Annotated in this window: 14 protein-coding genes; 6 read left to right on the top strand and 8 right to left on the bottom strand. The window is 60.0% G+C overall.

Features of this window, described 5'->3' with window-relative positions; translation table 11 throughout:
- Positions 1–92: 92 nt before the first annotated feature.
- The 8 genes from FFS21_RS16405 to FFS21_RS16365 all read right to left on the bottom strand — a co-directional run bounded on the left by FFS21_RS16405 (position 93) and on the right by FFS21_RS16365 (position 10,858).
- Positions 93–1,220 (bottom strand): hypothetical protein, encoded by a 1,128-nt coding sequence (locus FFS21_RS16405; RefSeq protein ID WP_137925844.1) that lies wholly within the window; start codon positions 1,218–1,220, stop codon positions 93–95.
- Between the two features lie 490 nt (positions 1,221–1,710).
- Positions 1,711–2,547, bottom strand: coding sequence for an HNH endonuclease (locus FFS21_RS16400; protein ID WP_137925843.1), 837 nt, complete (start codon positions 2,545–2,547; stop codon positions 1,711–1,713).
- Between the two features lie 4 nt (positions 2,548–2,551).
- Positions 2,552–4,036: an AAA family ATPase gene (locus FFS21_RS16395; protein ID WP_171020428.1), complete on the bottom strand. Its 1,485-nt coding sequence runs from the start codon at positions 4,034–4,036 to the stop codon at positions 2,552–2,554.
- A 129-nt stretch (positions 4,037–4,165) separates the two neighbouring features.
- On the bottom strand, positions 4,166–5,047 hold the full coding sequence (locus FFS21_RS16390) for a plasmid partitioning protein RepB C-terminal domain-containing protein (protein WP_137925841.1): 882 nt from the start codon (positions 5,045–5,047) through the stop codon (positions 4,166–4,168).
- Positions 5,044–5,946, bottom strand: coding sequence for a ParB/RepB/Spo0J family partition protein (locus FFS21_RS16385; RefSeq protein WP_137925840.1), 903 nt, complete (start codon positions 5,944–5,946; stop codon positions 5,044–5,046). The genes FFS21_RS16390 and FFS21_RS16385 overlap by 4 nt, the downstream gene beginning before the upstream one ends.
- Complete coding sequence (locus FFS21_RS16380) at positions 5,943–7,508, bottom strand: recombinase family protein (RefSeq protein WP_137925839.1); 1,566 nt, start codon at positions 7,506–7,508, stop codon at positions 5,943–5,945. Before FFS21_RS16380 ends, FFS21_RS16385 begins: the two co-directional genes overlap by 4 nt.
- Positions 7,509–8,518: 1,010 nt before the next feature.
- The gene (gene rtcA, locus FFS21_RS16370; RefSeq protein ID WP_137925837.1) at positions 8,519–9,559 is read right to left on the bottom strand and encodes an RNA 3'-terminal phosphate cyclase; all 1,041 of its coding nucleotides are present in this window, start codon (positions 9,557–9,559) and stop codon (positions 8,519–8,521) included.
- A gap of 72 nt (positions 9,560–9,631) precedes the next feature.
- Entirely contained in the window at positions 9,632–10,858 is a 1,227-nt protein-coding gene (locus FFS21_RS16365) for an RtcB family protein (RefSeq protein WP_137925836.1), read from the bottom strand.
- A 204-nt stretch (positions 10,859–11,062) separates the two neighbouring features.
- On the opposite strand from FFS21_RS16365, the gene rtcR reads away from it, so the two are divergent.
- From rtcR to FFS21_RS16335, 6 genes are all read left to right on the top strand, one after another.
- Positions 11,063–12,667 carry an RNA repair transcriptional activator RtcR gene (gene rtcR / locus FFS21_RS16360; RefSeq protein WP_137925835.1) on the top strand — a complete coding sequence of 535 codons (1,605 nt, stop codon included), beginning with the start codon at positions 11,063–11,065 and terminating at the stop codon, positions 12,665–12,667.
- A gap of 44 nt (positions 12,668–12,711) precedes the next feature.
- Entirely contained in the window at positions 12,712–13,047 is a 336-nt protein-coding gene (locus FFS21_RS16355; protein WP_137925834.1) for a nucleotide pyrophosphohydrolase, read from the top strand.
- Positions 13,048–13,170: 123 nt separating this feature from the next.
- Positions 13,171–14,223: a DUF72 domain-containing protein gene (locus FFS21_RS16350; protein WP_137925833.1), complete on the top strand. Its 1,053-nt coding sequence runs from the start codon at positions 13,171–13,173 to the stop codon at positions 14,221–14,223.
- A gap of 15 nt (positions 14,224–14,238) precedes the next feature.
- Positions 14,239–14,955 (top strand): DEAD/DEAH box helicase, encoded by a 717-nt coding sequence (locus tag FFS21_RS16345; protein WP_137925832.1) that lies wholly within the window; start codon positions 14,239–14,241, stop codon positions 14,953–14,955.
- Positions 14,956–15,134: 179 nt separating this feature from the next.
- A complete protein-coding gene (locus FFS21_RS16340; RefSeq protein ID WP_137925831.1) occupies positions 15,135–15,575 on the top strand; it encodes a CBS domain-containing protein in 441 nt (146 codons plus the stop codon).
- A gap of 301 nt (positions 15,576–15,876) precedes the next feature.
- Positions 15,877–17,367 carry an MDR family MFS transporter gene (locus FFS21_RS16335; RefSeq protein ID WP_137925869.1) on the top strand — a complete coding sequence of 497 codons (1,491 nt, stop codon included), beginning with the start codon at positions 15,877–15,879 and terminating at the stop codon, positions 17,365–17,367.
- Positions 17,368–17,375 lie beyond the last annotated feature (8 nt).

Here is a 17,375-nt window from a genome sequence, read left to right as displayed (position 1 = left end):
GCAATCGATTTTCGTCGGAGACTTCTGTAGTGATGGCGACCGACGACGGAAATTGCAGCCGTCGGTTGCGCATTGCAGCGATGCAATTCGAGTTACTTCTTCAACCGCCGAACTCCCTCGAAGATCTCCCGTGCGGCGCGTCGGGCATAGGAATGTTGTGCTTCACTCATTGGCTCGAGTTTCACGCCATCTCGGCCATCCACAAACATTGGGCCGCCAACGTCGTCGTCGTAGCGTGATCCGTCCTCGTGGATGGCGACGTACTCATCCTTGTTCAAATCGACACCATTCAACTCTGCGAGGTACACCCATGTCCAGCATTGTTGTCGGTCTTCACGGTCGTAGTCCTCAATCAATCGGCGAATGGCATCCGTATCTCCCTGCGTTGCCGCTTCCGTCAACCACTTCTTCGCATCCTCTGGTCGCCCTATGCGCTCGGCGATGCCGGCAACCCAGGAAGGACTGGCGTTCACCGAATCGCTCACCTGCTCAAAGAATGTCGGGTCATCAAAACGATCGGCAAGTTCCAATAGTGCCTCTTTATGTCCGAGCTTCGCAGCCTCTCGAAGATGTAGAGAGTATTTTTGATTCTGCACCAGACGAGTCGCGTGAGCATCGGCCCACTCCTGTTCCACGCCTATCAGAGCACGTCCGTTTTTGGCCTGCATGTACCAGTAATCAGCACCGACTCCTGGGTCATCGAAGTCGTCAATCATTGGGGCGTGGATCAATGCCAATGCATAGTGAGCGGCGGCATGACCCCGGCTCGCTGCTGCGCTGAGCCCATCCAGCATAAGCGGTGAGGCCAGTTCGTCAGAAGAAGACCACCACTTAACCTCGTTCTGATCCCCCTGCTCATCTTCATTAGGCCACGAGCCGTGCCGTGACTCGCCTCGCAGATAGGCGATCAGATCCGGAATCCTGACAAGCCCGAATTTGCGTTCGGTCATAAATGCCGGGAGCACGCTGGCGGCCCTTGTCGCCGCATCGAACTGGTAACCGATCTCTAGGCAACGGTTCCCGACGTGCTCGCCATAATCTGCCGCACGTCGACTGGATAGCGACTGTTTGGTAAAAACGGCTTCTGCAGAGAGCGCCGCGTAGGACTTGAAACCAAAGGCTGCGGCCAGCAACTCGTAGATGTGGGCGCGTTTGAATTGCGTACCGGTATGGGCCTGGAGATGATGCTGCGCAATGTACGCAAGTTCCTTGATCGTCATAGTGAACCTTTCCTAAACGCCACGCCGAATTCGGGTCAGGCGCACACGTTTAAGTCCCCGACGGCGAGGCTCAAAGAGAGGTTTTGCAATGACGGAAATAATGCCTGTTTCTACTCGTGTGCAAGTAAGGTGGGCACCCGGCGCCTATTCTAGGCTTGATGCTCTACTCCGTCTACCCGTCGCCCAGCGATGACCCGACGCCGGGGATCGCCACCAAGGTTATGCTGCAAAGTGGGGGGCGAATCTGGACCACGACTGAGGCTTGCTTCTGTGGTGGCACCATCCGCTGACGTGACTCCAAGGGGAGGCGCTCTGGAATTGCGCTCGCGCCGCCAATCTGGATCTGCCGTTGGATTTTTCCGCCTTTGCTACACCGCGCAGCGACATCCGCCTACAGCCCAGAAAGTACTGAATCGAGTGACCGCTTGCGGTTTGCGTACGATCCGTTGCCGCCTCCGGCCGAACAAGCTCCGCCTGCGCCGGGTCATTGCTAATCCGCGGCTGCTCCACTGAGCCCTGCACGTTCGATGATATCCATCAGCGCGAAGTCAATTGTGTCTTCCGAGGGGGTTTCTGGACTCCGTAAGGCGTCGGCTAACCCAAACGCAAAATCCATTAGTTTTTCGAGGCGCTTTTCATCCGTCTCCTTGCTGTTGACCAGCGAGTAAAAGTCGACCCAATCGCTATGCCGCTTCCCGTCTGAGCGAAGCCATACGAAATGATCGGCAAGCTCCATGGCGTTCTTTCGATGAATGCCACAGATCCTCAGTGTCGTGCTGCCCTTCCCGTCAACCGAGGCGTCGCGAGCAGTCACACGTCCAAACGTGTCGACGTAAAGATACTCCTGCCATTCATCATGATGTGGATGAATGATGAGATATTCCTTAGAAAGTGCGAGAACATTATCGGGATCATCTGAGCCCTCATTTAGCGCGAGAACTGTTACTTTTTTTCTCCCCTTCGAGACATTGCAATCCTTGCAGGAAAGTGCAATGTTTTTCAAGGCGAATACAACATGCTCCTTGCCCTCCTTTGCAATGAGATGCTCCAGGTCTTTCGTTGCATCATGACTCTGAAGCTTCGTGCCACAGAAGCAGCAAAACCTGCCTTGGGCGACGCTGTAGAGATGATTCTTGAGAGCGGTCTTGAAATTCTTGACAAGTTCCTTCTCGGCTTCATCAAGCGGAGAGTCCTTTCCAGCATGATCCCACGCGCGATCCTTATGCTTCGCTGCGATGGAGAGTAGGGTATTGAATTCGGTTTCGGACCACGGAATTTGCTCAAGTTCAAACTTCAGGATCTTTCGCGGCAGCTTGGGATTTTGCATTTCCTCAGCCCCGGTCACGATTATTGGCGGTCGAGACGATGCTAATCGCATCGGCAATTAGCTTATCGATCTTACTGTCCGGTGTGGAAGACGTGTTATATAGCCCCTGGAGAAATAGCAACCGCCCCATGACATCATCGGCATGCCTTCCCTTTTCCGCCTCACGCTCCGCCTTCATGACCAGCGACAGCAGGTGGTGTGCAACATAGGTGCTATCGCGCACTGCGACTCTGAAATCATCGAGCAATATTTGGTCAACTGAAGCCTCGGTGCGTGATACCTCGGCGTGCGATACATCAGGCGATGCCTCATCTTTGGCAAGATTGATCATTTCCAGTCCGAGTTCGCGCGCTCTCTGTGCAATCAACGGAGAATGAGTGGCAATAAAAACGTCGCAACCCTTTCGCGAGGACAATACTCCGCGGAGATTGTCGAGATAACTACTCTGCCAGGCTGGATGAAGGCTCAATTCCGGTTCATCGATTAGAAGCAGTGAATCGTCCTCGACCTCTGCGGCAATTCCGAAGAGCGAACTGAGCGTCTGTTGCTGCCCGGAGCTTGCATCTGTGATATCGAACTCCTTCTCGGTTCCGAGCGCGATCTGCCAGGTGCGCTCTTCGGCTGAGACGGGCTCCAGATAACAGTTGCGTATCCGCAGAAATCCTGTTCGACTCAAGACAAGAAATGCGTGCAACTGCCTGGCAGAGGCATCATCCCTCCGCAGATCCACGGCAAGTGTGTAGGACTGATCGCGCCGGTTGAGATGATTAAAACTCGTCTCTTTCACCTGTGAGATGGAATCCACCAAAAGTTCAACGAGACGTTCGCGGGCCTCCGCTGGGGAGATCGATTTATCTGCGGGGGCAACTTCCCGTCGAAGCGGCAACTCCTGGGGCAAGAACTCGGCATCGCCTTGGACGCCCATAAGATATCGGTTAACCGAGTCATGCAGTTCCCATCCGTCCGACTCGAATTCGATTTTCCGCGCCAGCGGGGTGGTGGCATATACGAGGGTCAAGCGCGGAAGAAATCCCATGCTCGTGAGCGCGACGGCGAACGAAGGCGCTTCCAAGGGATTCGCGTACAGACGCTTTAGGATGCGTCCGGTCACCTCCCGAGCAATGGGACGCCCAATACCGTTGCCCCGCGTCAAGCCAATTGCCGCATATGGGCCCGGTGATGGTTCCAGGTACTCTTGAAGGGTCAGCGGCTTTGTATTCTCCCTGGGGAAACGCGAGAACGGACTAAATGTCTGTGCCACCACGCGCGATGGCTCGCCAACTCCCTCGATCTCGATGCCCGAGGCGAGCGACGATCGACTGCGGCGTCCATGAACATATTTATCCAGCATCTCCACCAAGACCTGCGTTTTTCCCGACCCGTTCGGTCCCACGAGCAAGGTAATGCGATTGTCCCTGTCTCGCACACGACCGCTCACCGCGTGACGGCCTAGATTTTTTCTTTTTATCTCTGTTATCTTGAAAGACATCTCATTACCATTTTTTCTTGTAACCATGATTATATGAGGTGCTGTTTCCGTCGGCCCATGTCTTGGTGACCCTCCTGCACCGCGTTGTGGCGTCCGGTGATCGAGGCCGGGGCGCCCAAGCCTCAGGCTCTACTGATCTAGCGAAACGGTTTGCACAATAAGCTCGAACTCTGCGAGCAGGTCTGGCTGCCTCTGACGCAGGAACGTGGCAACAGACTCATTCTCAAGAAGCTTCGCCAAATAGCCCTTCGCCAAGACCAGGTTCAAGACATCTTGGCCGTATGTCTGCTCAACGAGCCTGTATTGACCCTGAAGGTTTGTCATCTCCCGCTCCATCTTTGCCATCTGCTCTTGGGTGACGCCAGTCAGCTTGGTTGGCTTCTTCCCATCGACAAGCAGTGCCGCGGGCGTGGCCACAAGTAAGGCTTCGGCGTACGCGACGGTAAGATTGTTCGCCGATGCCATGAGCTCGATACATTCAACCTGCCTGGTCGGCTTCATTTTGCGTATGGCGCGCACAAGCTCCGGGGAAAACTGTCGATCCTTCAACAGTTCCGTGGCTTCCGGGCAGATTCCATTTAGGAGATTGATCTTCTTCTGAATGTGCGAGATGTCGACGCTAAATGCTCTCGCCAGCCGGTCGGGTGGCACACCTCGTTCGATGGCTCTGCGCAGCATCAAGTGCTCTTGGATAGTCGAAAGCCGATTGATGCGATTGTTGTAGGTGAAGGCCTCGTCATCCGTTGCAACTAGGCAGGAAGCTTCAACGAATCCCAAGTCTCGCAGGGCAATCAAACGGATATGTCCGTCTAGTAGCACGTGTTGTCCCGACTGCTGGTTGGCGGGGGTAACTGTGAGCGGCTCAATTAGCCCGATCTCCTCAATCGACGACTTGATCTGCTTGAACTTGCGCGAGGTACTTATTCCCTCTGGCGTGCGTCGGGATGTCAGTATGCAGATGACCGGCACGTTCAGGGGTTCGGGAATGAAGCCGAGTGTGATGCCGCTCATTTCTGCAGACCTCCAGCCCATACACGTTCGGAGAGGTACTTCGGCAATGTTGCCAGGTCTTCTGCTCGCAGCAGATTGACAAAATTCTCGTCGGCGAATAGCTGACGCAGTGCTCCCACGACAAACAGCAGACGCTGCTGCGCAAATTCAGCCTTACGTACCATCGCCTTTTGCCGTTCAACTTCATTTTGATAGGTGTGAATGAGGCTAGACGTTGAAACGTCGCTGGTGTTGCGTGGCATGCGGTGCGCGGTCGTTCGACCCAGTGCCGCGCGACGCTCAATAACGCGCCGTGCGTCCATCAACTGTTTGCCGCGTAGCTTTCCTGATTCATATGCTTCTTGAAGGGCCGCTTGTATTGCCTTGTCGTCATCGCCGGCCCCTACAATGGTGAGGGCCGCATTCAACGGTATGCTGCCTTTCTCGACCGCCACGAGTAGGCGTTCCTCACCTTGCTGTAGCAGAGTCAGTATGCCTTGCACATACTGTTGTGTAAGGCCGGTCTTATCGGCGATGACCTTGGGTGTATAACCTTGCTCGTGGAGCTGCCTGATGCCGGCTAGAAGCTCTAGTGACCGACATTGGCGGCGCGCGATGTTTTCGGCAAGGCTCATTAGGAAGGCGTCGTCGTCACTCACATGCACAACGAGCGCAGGGATCGTTGTCTCACCCAGAGAGCGGAAGGCTTTTAGACGCCCCTCGCCGCAGACCAGCATGTACCGCTCCCCACCGTCCGGCGCTGCGCGCGGTGTAACGGTAATGGGCTTCTTCAGGCCTATGGTCTTGATGTTTTCGACGATCTCATCGAACACTCGCCCGTTGCGCTCCCGTGGGTTAAGGACTTCGACCCTGTCGATCGGGATCATGCGCACTTCGCCAGGCTGCCGCGGCTCATTCATGCTGCCCTCCGAAGCTTTGAACGGGCTGCCATGCCGTACAGGTAATCTAGCGTGTCGAACCGATAGCTCTCCAGCTCAGCGTGGTTTCGTTCCGCAAGACTAATGCGGGACTGACAGAAATCCAGACGCGGTAGCAAGTAGTAGTCCAGCGGTCCTTGGTTGGCGTGGTCAAGCCGTACAGCGACCGTTATATCGGGCGCAAGGCTCGTGTCGAAGCGAACCTTCCAGCGGTAGTGGCCGCTGGCGGGCGCTTGGCAGCGAGCAAGGACGATTGAGGCACTGAACTCACCGTTCAATGTGAGCATGTCGGTGGCCGAATCGCGGAGTACGCTGCCGCCGAGATTGGATATCCGTTGTTCTGTTTCGCTAACTATGTCCGGATGTAGCCTCCTTAAGAATCGATTGGTTTCTACATACCGGTAGTCACGGCCCGGCGTAAACCCGACCGCCTGGTAGGCGCGAATCAAGCTGCCGAATCGATATACATAGACGGAGGTCGAAGGCATGCCCTCTGTCTCGTCGATGATAAGACCCGACAGGAACCCACGGCTTTCGTACAAGGCGCGCAAACGATCGATGAGCTCGTTGTCCGAATAGCGGCGTGCTCGCGCGCGCATGATGCCTTGGGCGGTGTAGAAGACATCGCTTGGCACAATCGCTTCGAACGCGTGCTCCTTACGAATCCACATGTCGGGTGTATTGATGACCCGCATCTTCTTCAGTTTGAAAGAGACGCGGTTATATACGTTGTTGCCGATGTACTTTTCGTTGGTGAGTACCTCCCGAACTGTCGCTCGACTCCATGGGCGTCCCATATCTGTCACGATGCGCATGCCGTTTAGGCGTGCAGCTATTTCATGCTCGTTCAGCGCCTCCTCAACGAACCAGGAGTAGACGAGATTGAGTGTGCGTACCTCGCTTTCAGGGCCCGGCATCAGGATGACTCGGTCGGTCTGAAGGCTCTTGTGCTCACCTCGATCCAGTGGGCCCTTCATGACTCCATGTTGATCTACAAGTACCCGGCGAAGGCCGTAACCTGCAGGTCCTCCTTGCCGGAATCCCAGCTCGATTAGCCGGCACTGTCCGGCAAACACTTTGGTCGACAACTCCCGGCTATATTCGCCGGCCATTGCACGCTTAACACCCTTGACGATTGTCGAGACGGGAGATCCATCGTTTTCAAACTGCTCAGCGCAATAGGCCACCTGCAGGCCGGCTCGACGGCAGATGTACTCGTAGTAAGCGCTTTCGTCGGCGTCTTGGAAACGTCCCCAGCGACTGATGTCATAGACGAAGATGACTTGATAGTCGGCGGCCCCCGACTGCACGTCTCGAATTAGGTCTTGCAATGCCTGTCGGCCGTCGATGCGCAGGCCACTCTTACCCTCGTCTGCGTATGTTCGGACGATGCTTAGGCCGCGGCGCTGCGCATAATCCTGGATCTTGCTGTGTTGGTTCTCCGTCGAGCACTGCTGATGTTCCGTGGACATGCGGACATACTCGGCCGCCCTTACCAGGGACTCCCTTGGCTCCACGCCAGCTTGTTGAGCGACCGTCAGCATGATTTCGACTCACAGCGTCCAAATCGTCGTGCCGTGCCGGTGTCTCGCCTAGCCGTCATCGCCGGCAATCACTCGAAGCATGCACACCATCATTTCTAGCAGCTCCCGCCACTGACAGTGACACGTCATCTCTTTGCAATCATGATCGTCTCTGCACCCGGCCGCGCCAGGACTGTAATCCGGACGATCCAGGCGTCCATCTTTGCAATCAGCTTGTGTGGCGCTGGCGACAGAGCGTAGATGCCGGACGGGACTGACGTTAGCCTTCGGCACACGTCCATCTTTGCAATCCTGTTTGTTGCATTCCTTCGCTTCTGTTGTTCGCGATTGCGAGCGCTATAGTCGGGGTGGTGACTGCGGTACATGCGCCAATAGTCTGCGTGGCAGGCCGCCCAAGCTCGCTGAGCCCGTGCTTGGTTTTCCCGATAGTCGGCATCGGTCGCCATGCGTTTCCGATGCCAGTCGCGCCGCCGGCGTCTTTGGCAATCTGGGGATGAGCAGTAGCGCTGCGTTGGCGTCTGAGGGCGGACCTCGAAGGGCAGCCCACACGCCAGGCATTCCCTGATGATCTTCATGCGGCACTCCCCGTCCGCAGTGAACTGGAAAGTGATGAAGGCATCGCAAGCGCCCACCGCGGCACGCCGATTTAGCTAGCTGGATACTTAAGAGCTAGCAGCAAGCTACTTTGGGATTCTCCCAGATCTTTTGGGCGGGTCGTTTCAGGCAACCTAGCGCGCGGCAGCCAGGAAAGTACAGAGCGGATCGGGGGAAACGACCGAAAATGTGCATCATCAGGCGCTTTCGGAGCAGTCCAGCTAATTCGCGCTTCGATTCAGACTAGTCTCACTATTTCCGGTTTTAAGCCGAGGAAGTGACGACGGAATTAGTTGGTATGTCCTTGATTTTTCGGAACTCGCAGTCTCGCGAATTCCGGGTTCTCACGTCTGCTCCTGTCCAAAGAAAAATGGCGCTCGAGCGCCATTTTTCTTTGGACGTTTCCCTCCTTTAACTCACTTCATCGGCCGTAGTTCCACTCGCCATCCTTTTCCGGTCTGCTTCGTCGAAAATCCCACGGGCAGGAAACGCTCGATCACCTCGAAGTTCGTCTTTGCATGGGCGGTCAATGTAGTGCAGGTATAGACCGCGCTGCGCTGGCGCTTCCAGGCGGCGATTGCGAGGGGTAGCGCCCACTGGTCGGCCAAATGGGGTCCCAATGCGGCGTCGCTCAGTTGATAATCGCGGACTTCGTGGACGAGGGCGTTGGCGACTTTTTCTGCAGTGATGCCCTTCTCTCCGAACTGCGTGAAGACCTCGGTCATGTGTTCGTAGGCCAGGGTGGCAAGCAGTGCGTTCCCCGGACCTTCGTTTTGTCGGACGGGGGCGACGCGGAGGCGGTCCGCGTTCCAGCCCAGTGCGGTGCCGAGAAATTCCAGTTCGCGGGACGCGACGGCGCGCGGCAGCGCAGGGGCGAAACATTCGGCGTAGCTGTCGATCTTCTGGCCGCGTTCGGTCAGGTCGTACGGTTGCAGCCGATCTGCGGCCGGCGAGATCTCGACTTCGATCTCGCCGCCGCCTGCGGGAAAGAAGCCCAGGCGGCGCAGTGTCAGGCTGGCGTCGGCGCCAAGCCTGCGCACCAGCGGCGCATAGCTGCGTTCGAGAAAATGGAAAGGTGGCGCCATCGGGTTGTGCGTGCCGCCGCTTATTAGCAAGCGGCTCGGCGCGTCCGCCAACAGCAGTGCTGGCCAGACTGTCTGCAACACCAGCGTGCAACTGCCCGCCGTGCCGACGTTGAAGGCGTAGTCTCCCGCCCGCGGCTTGCGCGGCGTGAACATCAGCGACTGGGAATTGAGTTCATCGCCCTGCACGTCGGCATCGCAGATCACAGTTGCGGCCTTCACGCACGTCAGATGCTGACGCATGAGACCCGGGCGCGGGCGGTTGGCGCGGATGCCGCTCAACCTAAAGGGCTGGCCAGTACACATGGACAGGGCCAGTGACGTGCGCAGGATCTGACCCCCGCCTTCGCCGGTGGAACCATCGATTTCGATCATCGTCTTGTTCTTCTGTTGCACAACGGGTGAGGGCGTGTACCCCCACCTTATCCAGCGTTCACCCCTACGTGTTCACCCCTTCACGCACACGACCTGCTTCAGCGTGTGTACGACCTCCACGAGGTCTTCCTGGGCCGCCATGACGGCATCGATGTCTTTGTACGCCATCGGGATTTCGTCGATGACGTTGGCGTCCTTGCGGCATTCCACGCCAGCGGTCGCCTTGATCTGGTCTTCGACAGTGAACAGCTTCTTGGCCTTCGTACGGCTCATCACGCGTCCCGCGCCGTGGCTGCAGCTCTCGAAGCTCTCCGGATTGCCGAGCCCACGCACGATATAACTGCGTGCACCCATGCTGCCCGGAATGATGCCCATCTGGCCGCGCTTCGCGCTGACTGCCCCCTTGCGGGTCACGAACACGTCTTCGCCGAAGTGCTGCTCCTGCTGGACGTAGTTGTGGTGGCAGTTCACCGCCTCGACATGTGAGTCGAACGGCTTGGCGATGACCTTGCGCACCGTGGCGATGAGGTTGGCCATCATGACTTCGCGATTCTTCATCGCGAACTTCTGCGCCCACGAGACCGCGCGCACATAGTCGCCAAAGTACTGGGCGCCCTCCTCGAAGTAGGCCAAGTCCTTGTCAGGCAGGTGGCGGTCATGGCGCTCCGCATCCTTCTTGGCCAGTTCGATGAAGTGCGTGCCGATAGCGTTCCCCACACCTCGCGAGCCCGAGTGCAGCATGAACCAGACGAAGCCTGTTTCGTCGAGGCAGACCTCGATGAAGTGGTTGCCAGTTCCCAGCGTACCCAGGTGCTTGCGGTTATTCGTGTTCCGCAGGCGTGGGTGCAGTTCGCACAAGGCTTCGAATTCGTCGACAAGGGTGCCCCAGATATGGTCGACCGATTCCGGAGGGTTCTCCCAACTTCCCGGGTCGCGTCCGCCCCGGCGCGGCGTAAAGCCGTGCGGCACCGCAGCCTCGATGGCCGAGCGCAGCGGACCGAGGTTGTCCGGCAGGTCTTCCGCACGCAGCGTCGTTTTTGCGGCCATCATGCCGCAACCGATGTCGACGCCGACCGCCGCCGGGATGATCGCCTTGACCGTCGGAATCACCGAGCCGACCGTGGCTCCGATACCCAGGTGGACGTCTGGCATGGCCGCGATGTGCTTGAAAACGATGGGCAGGCGCGCGGCATTGGCCAGTTGCTTCATGGCTTCGTCTTCGACAGGCACGCCCTTGGTCCACATCTTCACCGGCACCCCGCCAGCGACGTCCGCGATGTTGTATTTCTGGTTTGACATCGTTGTTCCTCTCCCATCTATGTGCATTCTCAACGGCCAGGATTGTGCAAGTGGTGTGCCAGTCGCCTTGATGGAGTGTGGCTCAGTTTGTAAGTCGTTGATCTATCGTTGGATTTTAATTTTCCAAGTGCTCCGGGTATGGGCGAGTACCAATGCATTCCACGAAAAGACTAGAATTAGATCTAGTCTGTTAGCTACCAAGCTATGTCAAAAAAGAACGTGGTGATCGGTTTCATGGGAACCCAACTGGATTCCGGACAAGGTCCGGGGCGTTGGGAGAAGTGGCGTCCGACGGTTTCGCTGGTCCAGCACGAAGACACGCTGATCGACCGCATGGAGTTGTTCTACCCCGCGTCGCATACGGCGCTGGCGCAAACGCTGCAGCAGGACATGGCGAATGTCTCGCCCGACACCCTGGTGAACCTTGTGCCGATGAGCGTGGTGGACCCCTGGGACTTCGGCGAGGTATATGCGGCGCTCTACGACTGGGCACGCGCGTACCCGTTCGATCCGGCTGACGAGCAATATTGGGCGCACATCACGACCGGCACCCACGTCGCGCAGATATGCATGTTCCTGATGGTCGAATCGCGCATGGTGCCGGGCGTATTGCTCCAGACCGCGCCGCCGCGGCGGCAAGGTCCCGGCAAGCCCGGCACCTACACGCTGATAGACCTCGACCTGTCGCGCTACGACGTCCTGGCCCGGCGCTTCGACGAGGCGCAGGCCGAAGCGCTGGAGTTCCTCAAGAACGGCATCGCCACGCGCAACAAGCGTTTCAATGGTTTGATCGAGGAGATCGAGCGCGTGGCGGTCGGCTCGCAGGCGCCGATCCTGCTGACCGGCCCGACGGGCGCAGGCAAGTCCCATTTGGCGCGGCGCATGTTCGAACTGAAAAAGTCGCGGCACCAGGTGCAGGGCGAGTTTGTCGAGGTCAATTGTGCGACGCTGCGCGGCGACGGCGCGGCCTCCACGTTGTTCGGTCACAGGAAGGGCGCGTTCACCGGTGCGATGGCCGATCGGCCGGGGCTGCTGCGCACGGCGCACAAGGGTGTGTTGTTTCTCGACGAGATCGGTGAACTCGGCCTGGACGAACAGGCGATGCTGCTCAAGGCCGTGGAGGAAAAGCGCTTTCTGCCCATGGGCAGCGACAAGGAGGTCAGCAGCGATTTCCAACTGATTGCCGGCACCAACCGCGATTTGCGCGTCGATGTGGCGCAGGGGCGGTTCCGCGAGGATCTGTTCGCGCGGATCAACCTCTGGGCCTATACGCTGCCGGGACTCGCCCAGCGCCCCGAGGATATCGAGCCCAACATTGATCATCTGCTGACACGTGCTGCGACGGAGACCGGGCGAACCGTGCGCTTCAACGTCGAGGCCAAGGCCCGGTATCTGCGGTTCGCCAATTCGGTAGAGGCACTGTGGAAGGGCAACTTTCGTGACCTGTCGGCCAGTGTCACGCGAATGGCGACGCTGGCCGATGGCGGAAGGATTTCCGAGGGTCTTGTCGATGCCGAGATCCAGCGCTTGAAATGGCTGTGGCAGCCAGCCAGCGAGCGAGATGCGAGCGAGGTCGACCTCGATGTCGTCGTGCCGCCAGGTGTCCTCGACGGACTCGATCTATTCGACCGATTGCAACTCGAAGCCGTCATCGGGGTTTGCCGGGCATCGCAGACGTTGTCCGAGGCTGGCCGCCGGCTCTTTGACCGATCCCGTACGCAGCGCTCCGTGGTCAACGACGCCGATCGGCTGCGCAAGTACCTGATGCGCTTCGAACTGACCTGGGATGCTGTGCGGACCTTTCCGTGAGCGCCTTTACAATGCCACGTCGCACCATGCCTCGCGTTTCCATCATGCCCCTCATCGACATAAAAAACCTCCAGCAAGCCGCTCTCGCCTTTGGCGAGGCACGCAACTGGGGCAAGTATCACAGCCCCAAGAACCTGGCCATGGCGCTGAGTGTGGAAGTGGCCGAGCTGGTGGAGATCTTCCAGTGGCAGACCGAGGAGGAGTCGCGCGGCATCATGGCCACCGACGAGCGCGGGCATGTGGAGCAGGAATTGGCCGACATCACGATCTACCTGACGCAACTGGTGACGGCGCTCGGCGTGGACCTCGATGCGGCGGTGCGGGCAAAGATGGAGATGAACGCGCGGAAATACCCGGCGCCGGGTGCCGAGCAGCCGTAGGCGCCGCTGGCTTGGACTTGCGTCTTGCGCAAATCATCTGCCAGTCACATGTCCGAATGCGGGCAGCCGCATCACGCAATTGCAGCTAGACTTCCCCGGATTGCCTCTCGTGGAGAATCGGCCATGGCGGTTAGCAAGGGCGGAGCAAAGGCGGCGACACAGATTCACATTGGTATCGGTGGCTGGAATTTTGCGCCGTGGCGCGACAGCTTCTATCCGGCGGGACTGGCGCAGGCGCGCGAGCTCGAATATGCGAGCCGTCACCTGACCGCCATCGAGATCAACAGCACGTATCACGGCACGCAGAAGCGGTCGTCGTTCGCCAACTGGCGCGATGCCACGCCGGACGGCTTCGTGTTCTCGGTCAAGGCGTCGCGCTTTGCTACCAATCGCCGTATTCTGGCCGAAGGGGCTGACTCGATCCATCGTTTCATTGACAGCGGCATTGCTGAACTCGGAGACAAACTGGGTCCGGTGGTGTGGCAGTTCGCGCCGACCAAGCAGTTTGTTGCTGACGATTTCGAGGCTTTCCTGACACTGTTGCCGGATTCGGTCGAGGGCGTGACGCTCCGCCACGTGCTGGAGGTGCGCCACGACAGCTTCATGTGCGATGACTACCTAAAGCTCGCGCGCAAGTACAAGGCCGGCACCGTTTTCACCGATTCACCAAAATTCCCGTCCTTTGCCGACCAGACCGCCGATTTCGTCTACGCGCGGCTGATGAACGCGCAGGAAGACATCGCCACCGGCTACGCGGCCAAGGATCTCGATCGATGGGCGGCGCGCGCCGCGGCGTGGGCGAGCGGCAAGGCACCGGATGACCTGCCGCGCGTAGAGACATCGGCGGCCAAGGCGCGCAAGGCGCAGCCCGTGTACCTGTTCTTCATCAACGGCGCCAAGGTCCACGCGCCCGCGGCGGCAGGCGGGTTGCTGGAGCGGCTCGGCTGGACGCCGACGGAGACTGTGCCGGTGAAGGTGGCGGTGAAGGTGGCGGTGAAGGTGGCGGTGAAGATGCCGGTGAAGGCCGCCGTGTCGAAGGCCGCGCCAGTGAGTGCTGCGGCGAAGGCGCCTGCGAAGTCGGCCAAGCCATCCACCAAGACTGCGGCCAGGACGCCAGCCAAGGTGCCTGCGAAAAAGAAACCTGCTGCGAAGGCCACTGGCCGCGCTGCCACGTAGGCGAGGTGCACCGCGATGCCGGTAGCGTCGATTCACCAGGCCTCGCGCCGCAGTATTTCCCCGGCACAGGCGGGCGCGCCCTACGCCACGCTGCCCCTGGCGCCGGACTGGCTCGACGCGCTTGCCCGTCTGGGCCACGACGCCATGACGCCGCTGCAGGCTTCGATGCTGCCTGCGGCGCTGTCCGGGCGCGACGTGATCGTGCAGGTCCGGCGGGATCGCCAGACGAATGACAGCGACGCCGATAGCGAACTCGCACTGGCCCTTGCCGTGCTCCACCGGCTCGATGCCCGGCGTTTCGATGTCCAGGCACTATGGCTCTGTCCTACGCCAGATGCCGCAGATCGCGTGGCGCGATGCATGCGCGGTCTTGCCCAGTCCCTGGGGCATATCAAGGTGGCGATGCTCTGCCATGGCGCGCCGATGCGGATGCAGATCGACAGCCTGATCCACGGCGCGCATATCGTTGTGGGAACGCCAGGACGCCTGCTCGACCACGTCGACGCCGCGACGCTCGACCTGCGCGCCATCAATACCGTGGTGTTCGACAAGGCGGACACGCTGCTGGAGCTGGGCTATGTCGACGATATCGCCTTCGTTGCCAGCCGCTGCCCCCGGCTGCGTCAGACACTGTTGATGCATGGGTCTGCCGATGCCGACCTGCCGCCCGACCTCGCTCGCCTGGGCCGGCTTTGGATGCGGCGTCCGCACTTGATCAGTCAGCCGGCCTAGCCCGCGTCGGGAATGCTTACAAAGATTCGTGAAAGTCACCCTGTAAGCATCGCCGTTCCTTTGCTAATCTGAACAAACGTGGCCTGACACCCGGGGGCGCAGCAGCGTTGCGCGGCGCAGCGAGACCATTGGGCCACGGCAAAGACTGTTTCCAAGACGGCAACAAGGAGTCGGTGACAATGAAAACCGCACGGCAGGTTCTGGAACACAAGGCATCTCGGGCCATCTACAGCATCCCACCCACGGCCACGGTCTATTCCGCGCTACAGCTCATGGCCGACAAGGGAATCGGCGCACTGCTGGTGATGGAACATCAAAAAATCGTCGGCATCCTGAGCGAGCGGGATTACGCGCGCAAGGTGATCCTGATGCAACGGACATCGCGTGAAACGCTGGTGCGCGAAATCATGACCTCGGCAGTGATCTACGTGCGGGGGGATCAGACCACCGACGACTGCATGGCGTTGATGACGCGGCACCGGATGCGTCACCTGCCGGTCATGGAGGGCGAGGAACTGCTCGGCATGTTGTCCATTGGCGACCTGGTGAACAACATCATCAGCGAGCAGCGCTTTGTGATCGAGCAACTCGAACAGTACATTACCGGGGGCACCCGCTAGGCCACCTCCCACCTTGTGACGAAGCACGCGCCTGGGGCAGGCGCGTGTGGAACGGTGCTGGCGCATGTCTGGTCAGCGAGGCTGCGCCAAATGCTAAGCATGCATATAATTATGCGGTTACTGAATAAGGCCGCAGGGTTTGACGTGCGGCTTGTCCTTTGCCTTAGCTCCCGCTGCCCTGCCGCCGCCCATCTGCATGTCGCCGTCCGCCTCCACGCAAACCGCCCCAGCCTCCCAAGCCGCCCCAGCCTCCCAAGCCGCCCCTGACGCCCCACCAGCCATCCACGACCACGCCGCGATCATGCGCGTGATCGGCGGCATCGTGCTTTGCATCCTGCTGGCCGCGCTGGACCAGACCGTGGTGATCCCGGCCGTGCCGGCCATCGCCACTGACCTGAACGGCTTCGGCCACCTGTCCTGGATCGTCACGGCCTACCTGATCGTCTCCACGGTGACCACGCCGCTGTACGGCAAGCTCTCCGACAGCTTTGGGCGGCGGCGCCTGTTGATGGTCGCCATCACGCTGTTCATCGCGGCGTCCGTGGCCTGTGCCATGGCGCAGTCGCTGACGCAGCTGATCTTGTTTCGGGCGTTGCAGGGCGTGGGTGGCGGTGGCCTGATGTCACTGGCGCAGGCCGCTATTGCCGATGTGGTGGCACCGCGCCAGCGCGGCCGCTACCAGGGCTACCTGGCCACGGTCTGGGCGGTGTCGTCGATTGCCGGGCCGCTGGTGGGCGGCTGGGTGTCGGACCACATGTCCTGGCGCTGGCTGTTCTGGATCAACGTGCCGCTGGGGCTGCTGGCCATGGGCCTGTGCTATCGCGGGTTGTCGCAACTGCGCCCACGCGGCGGCAAGCCGCGAGTGGACTGGCTCGGCGCCTTCCTGCTGGCCGTGGCCATCGTCGCCTTCCTGCTGGCAATGAGCTGGGCAGGCGAGGCCTTCGACTGGATCTCAATGGAGATGGCTGGCCTGCTGCTGCTCACGCTGGCTGCCGTGGCATTGCTGGCCTGGCAGGAGCGCCGCGCGCCCGATGCCATGCTGCCGCCCCGGCTGTTCCGCAACCGGGCCTATGTGATGGGCGTGGGCGCCTCGGCACTGGCCGCGCTCAATATCTTCCTGTGCATCTTCGCCCTGCCACTGCATTTCCAGTTGGTGCGCGATGCCGACGCGTCGATGTCGGGCCTGCTGGTGGTGCCGTTCCTGCTGTCCACCGTGGCCGGCAACTTCGTGGTGGCGTGGCTGGCGCCCCGGCTGGGGCGCATGCGCGGCATCCTGACCGGGGGCTACGTGGCGGCGGCCGTGGGGCTGGTCTCGCTGGCGACGGTGACGGCAGCCGTGCCCACGGCGCTGGTGCTGGTGGCGATGACGGTGGCAGGGATCGGCCTGGGCATGGCGATGGTCGGTACGCTGATCAGCGTGCAGAACGCGCTGGAGCGCCGCGACATGGGCGCTGGCACAGGCGCCCTGCTGGTGCTGCGCTCCTTGGGCAGCGCCGTGGGCGGCGCGCTGGCCGGCACGCTGCTGGCCATGGAGTTCCGTGGCGCCCTTGCCACGGCGGGCGTCACGCAGGCGCTGGATTTGGGCGCGCTGCGCCATGGCAGCGAGGCGATGGCGCAGTTGTCGCCCGCCGTGCGGCAGGTGCTCGCGGGCGGCGTGGAGTCCGGTTTCCACCTGATTTTTGCGGCGGGCGCGGTGGCGGCCATCATCGCGCTGCTGATTGTACGGCGCATGCCGGATCTGGAACTGCGCAGCAGCGTGACCGAACACGCCGCAAAGATTCAGATGGAGTAATTGCCGCT

The sequence above is a fragment of the Cupriavidus sp. 2SB genome (genome assembly GCF_005503625.1).
Lineage (GTDB): Bacteria > Pseudomonadota > Gammaproteobacteria > Burkholderiales > Burkholderiaceae > Cupriavidus.
Note: the sequence above shows the minus strand (reverse complement) of the source record. Positions and strands in the feature narration are given on the sequence as shown.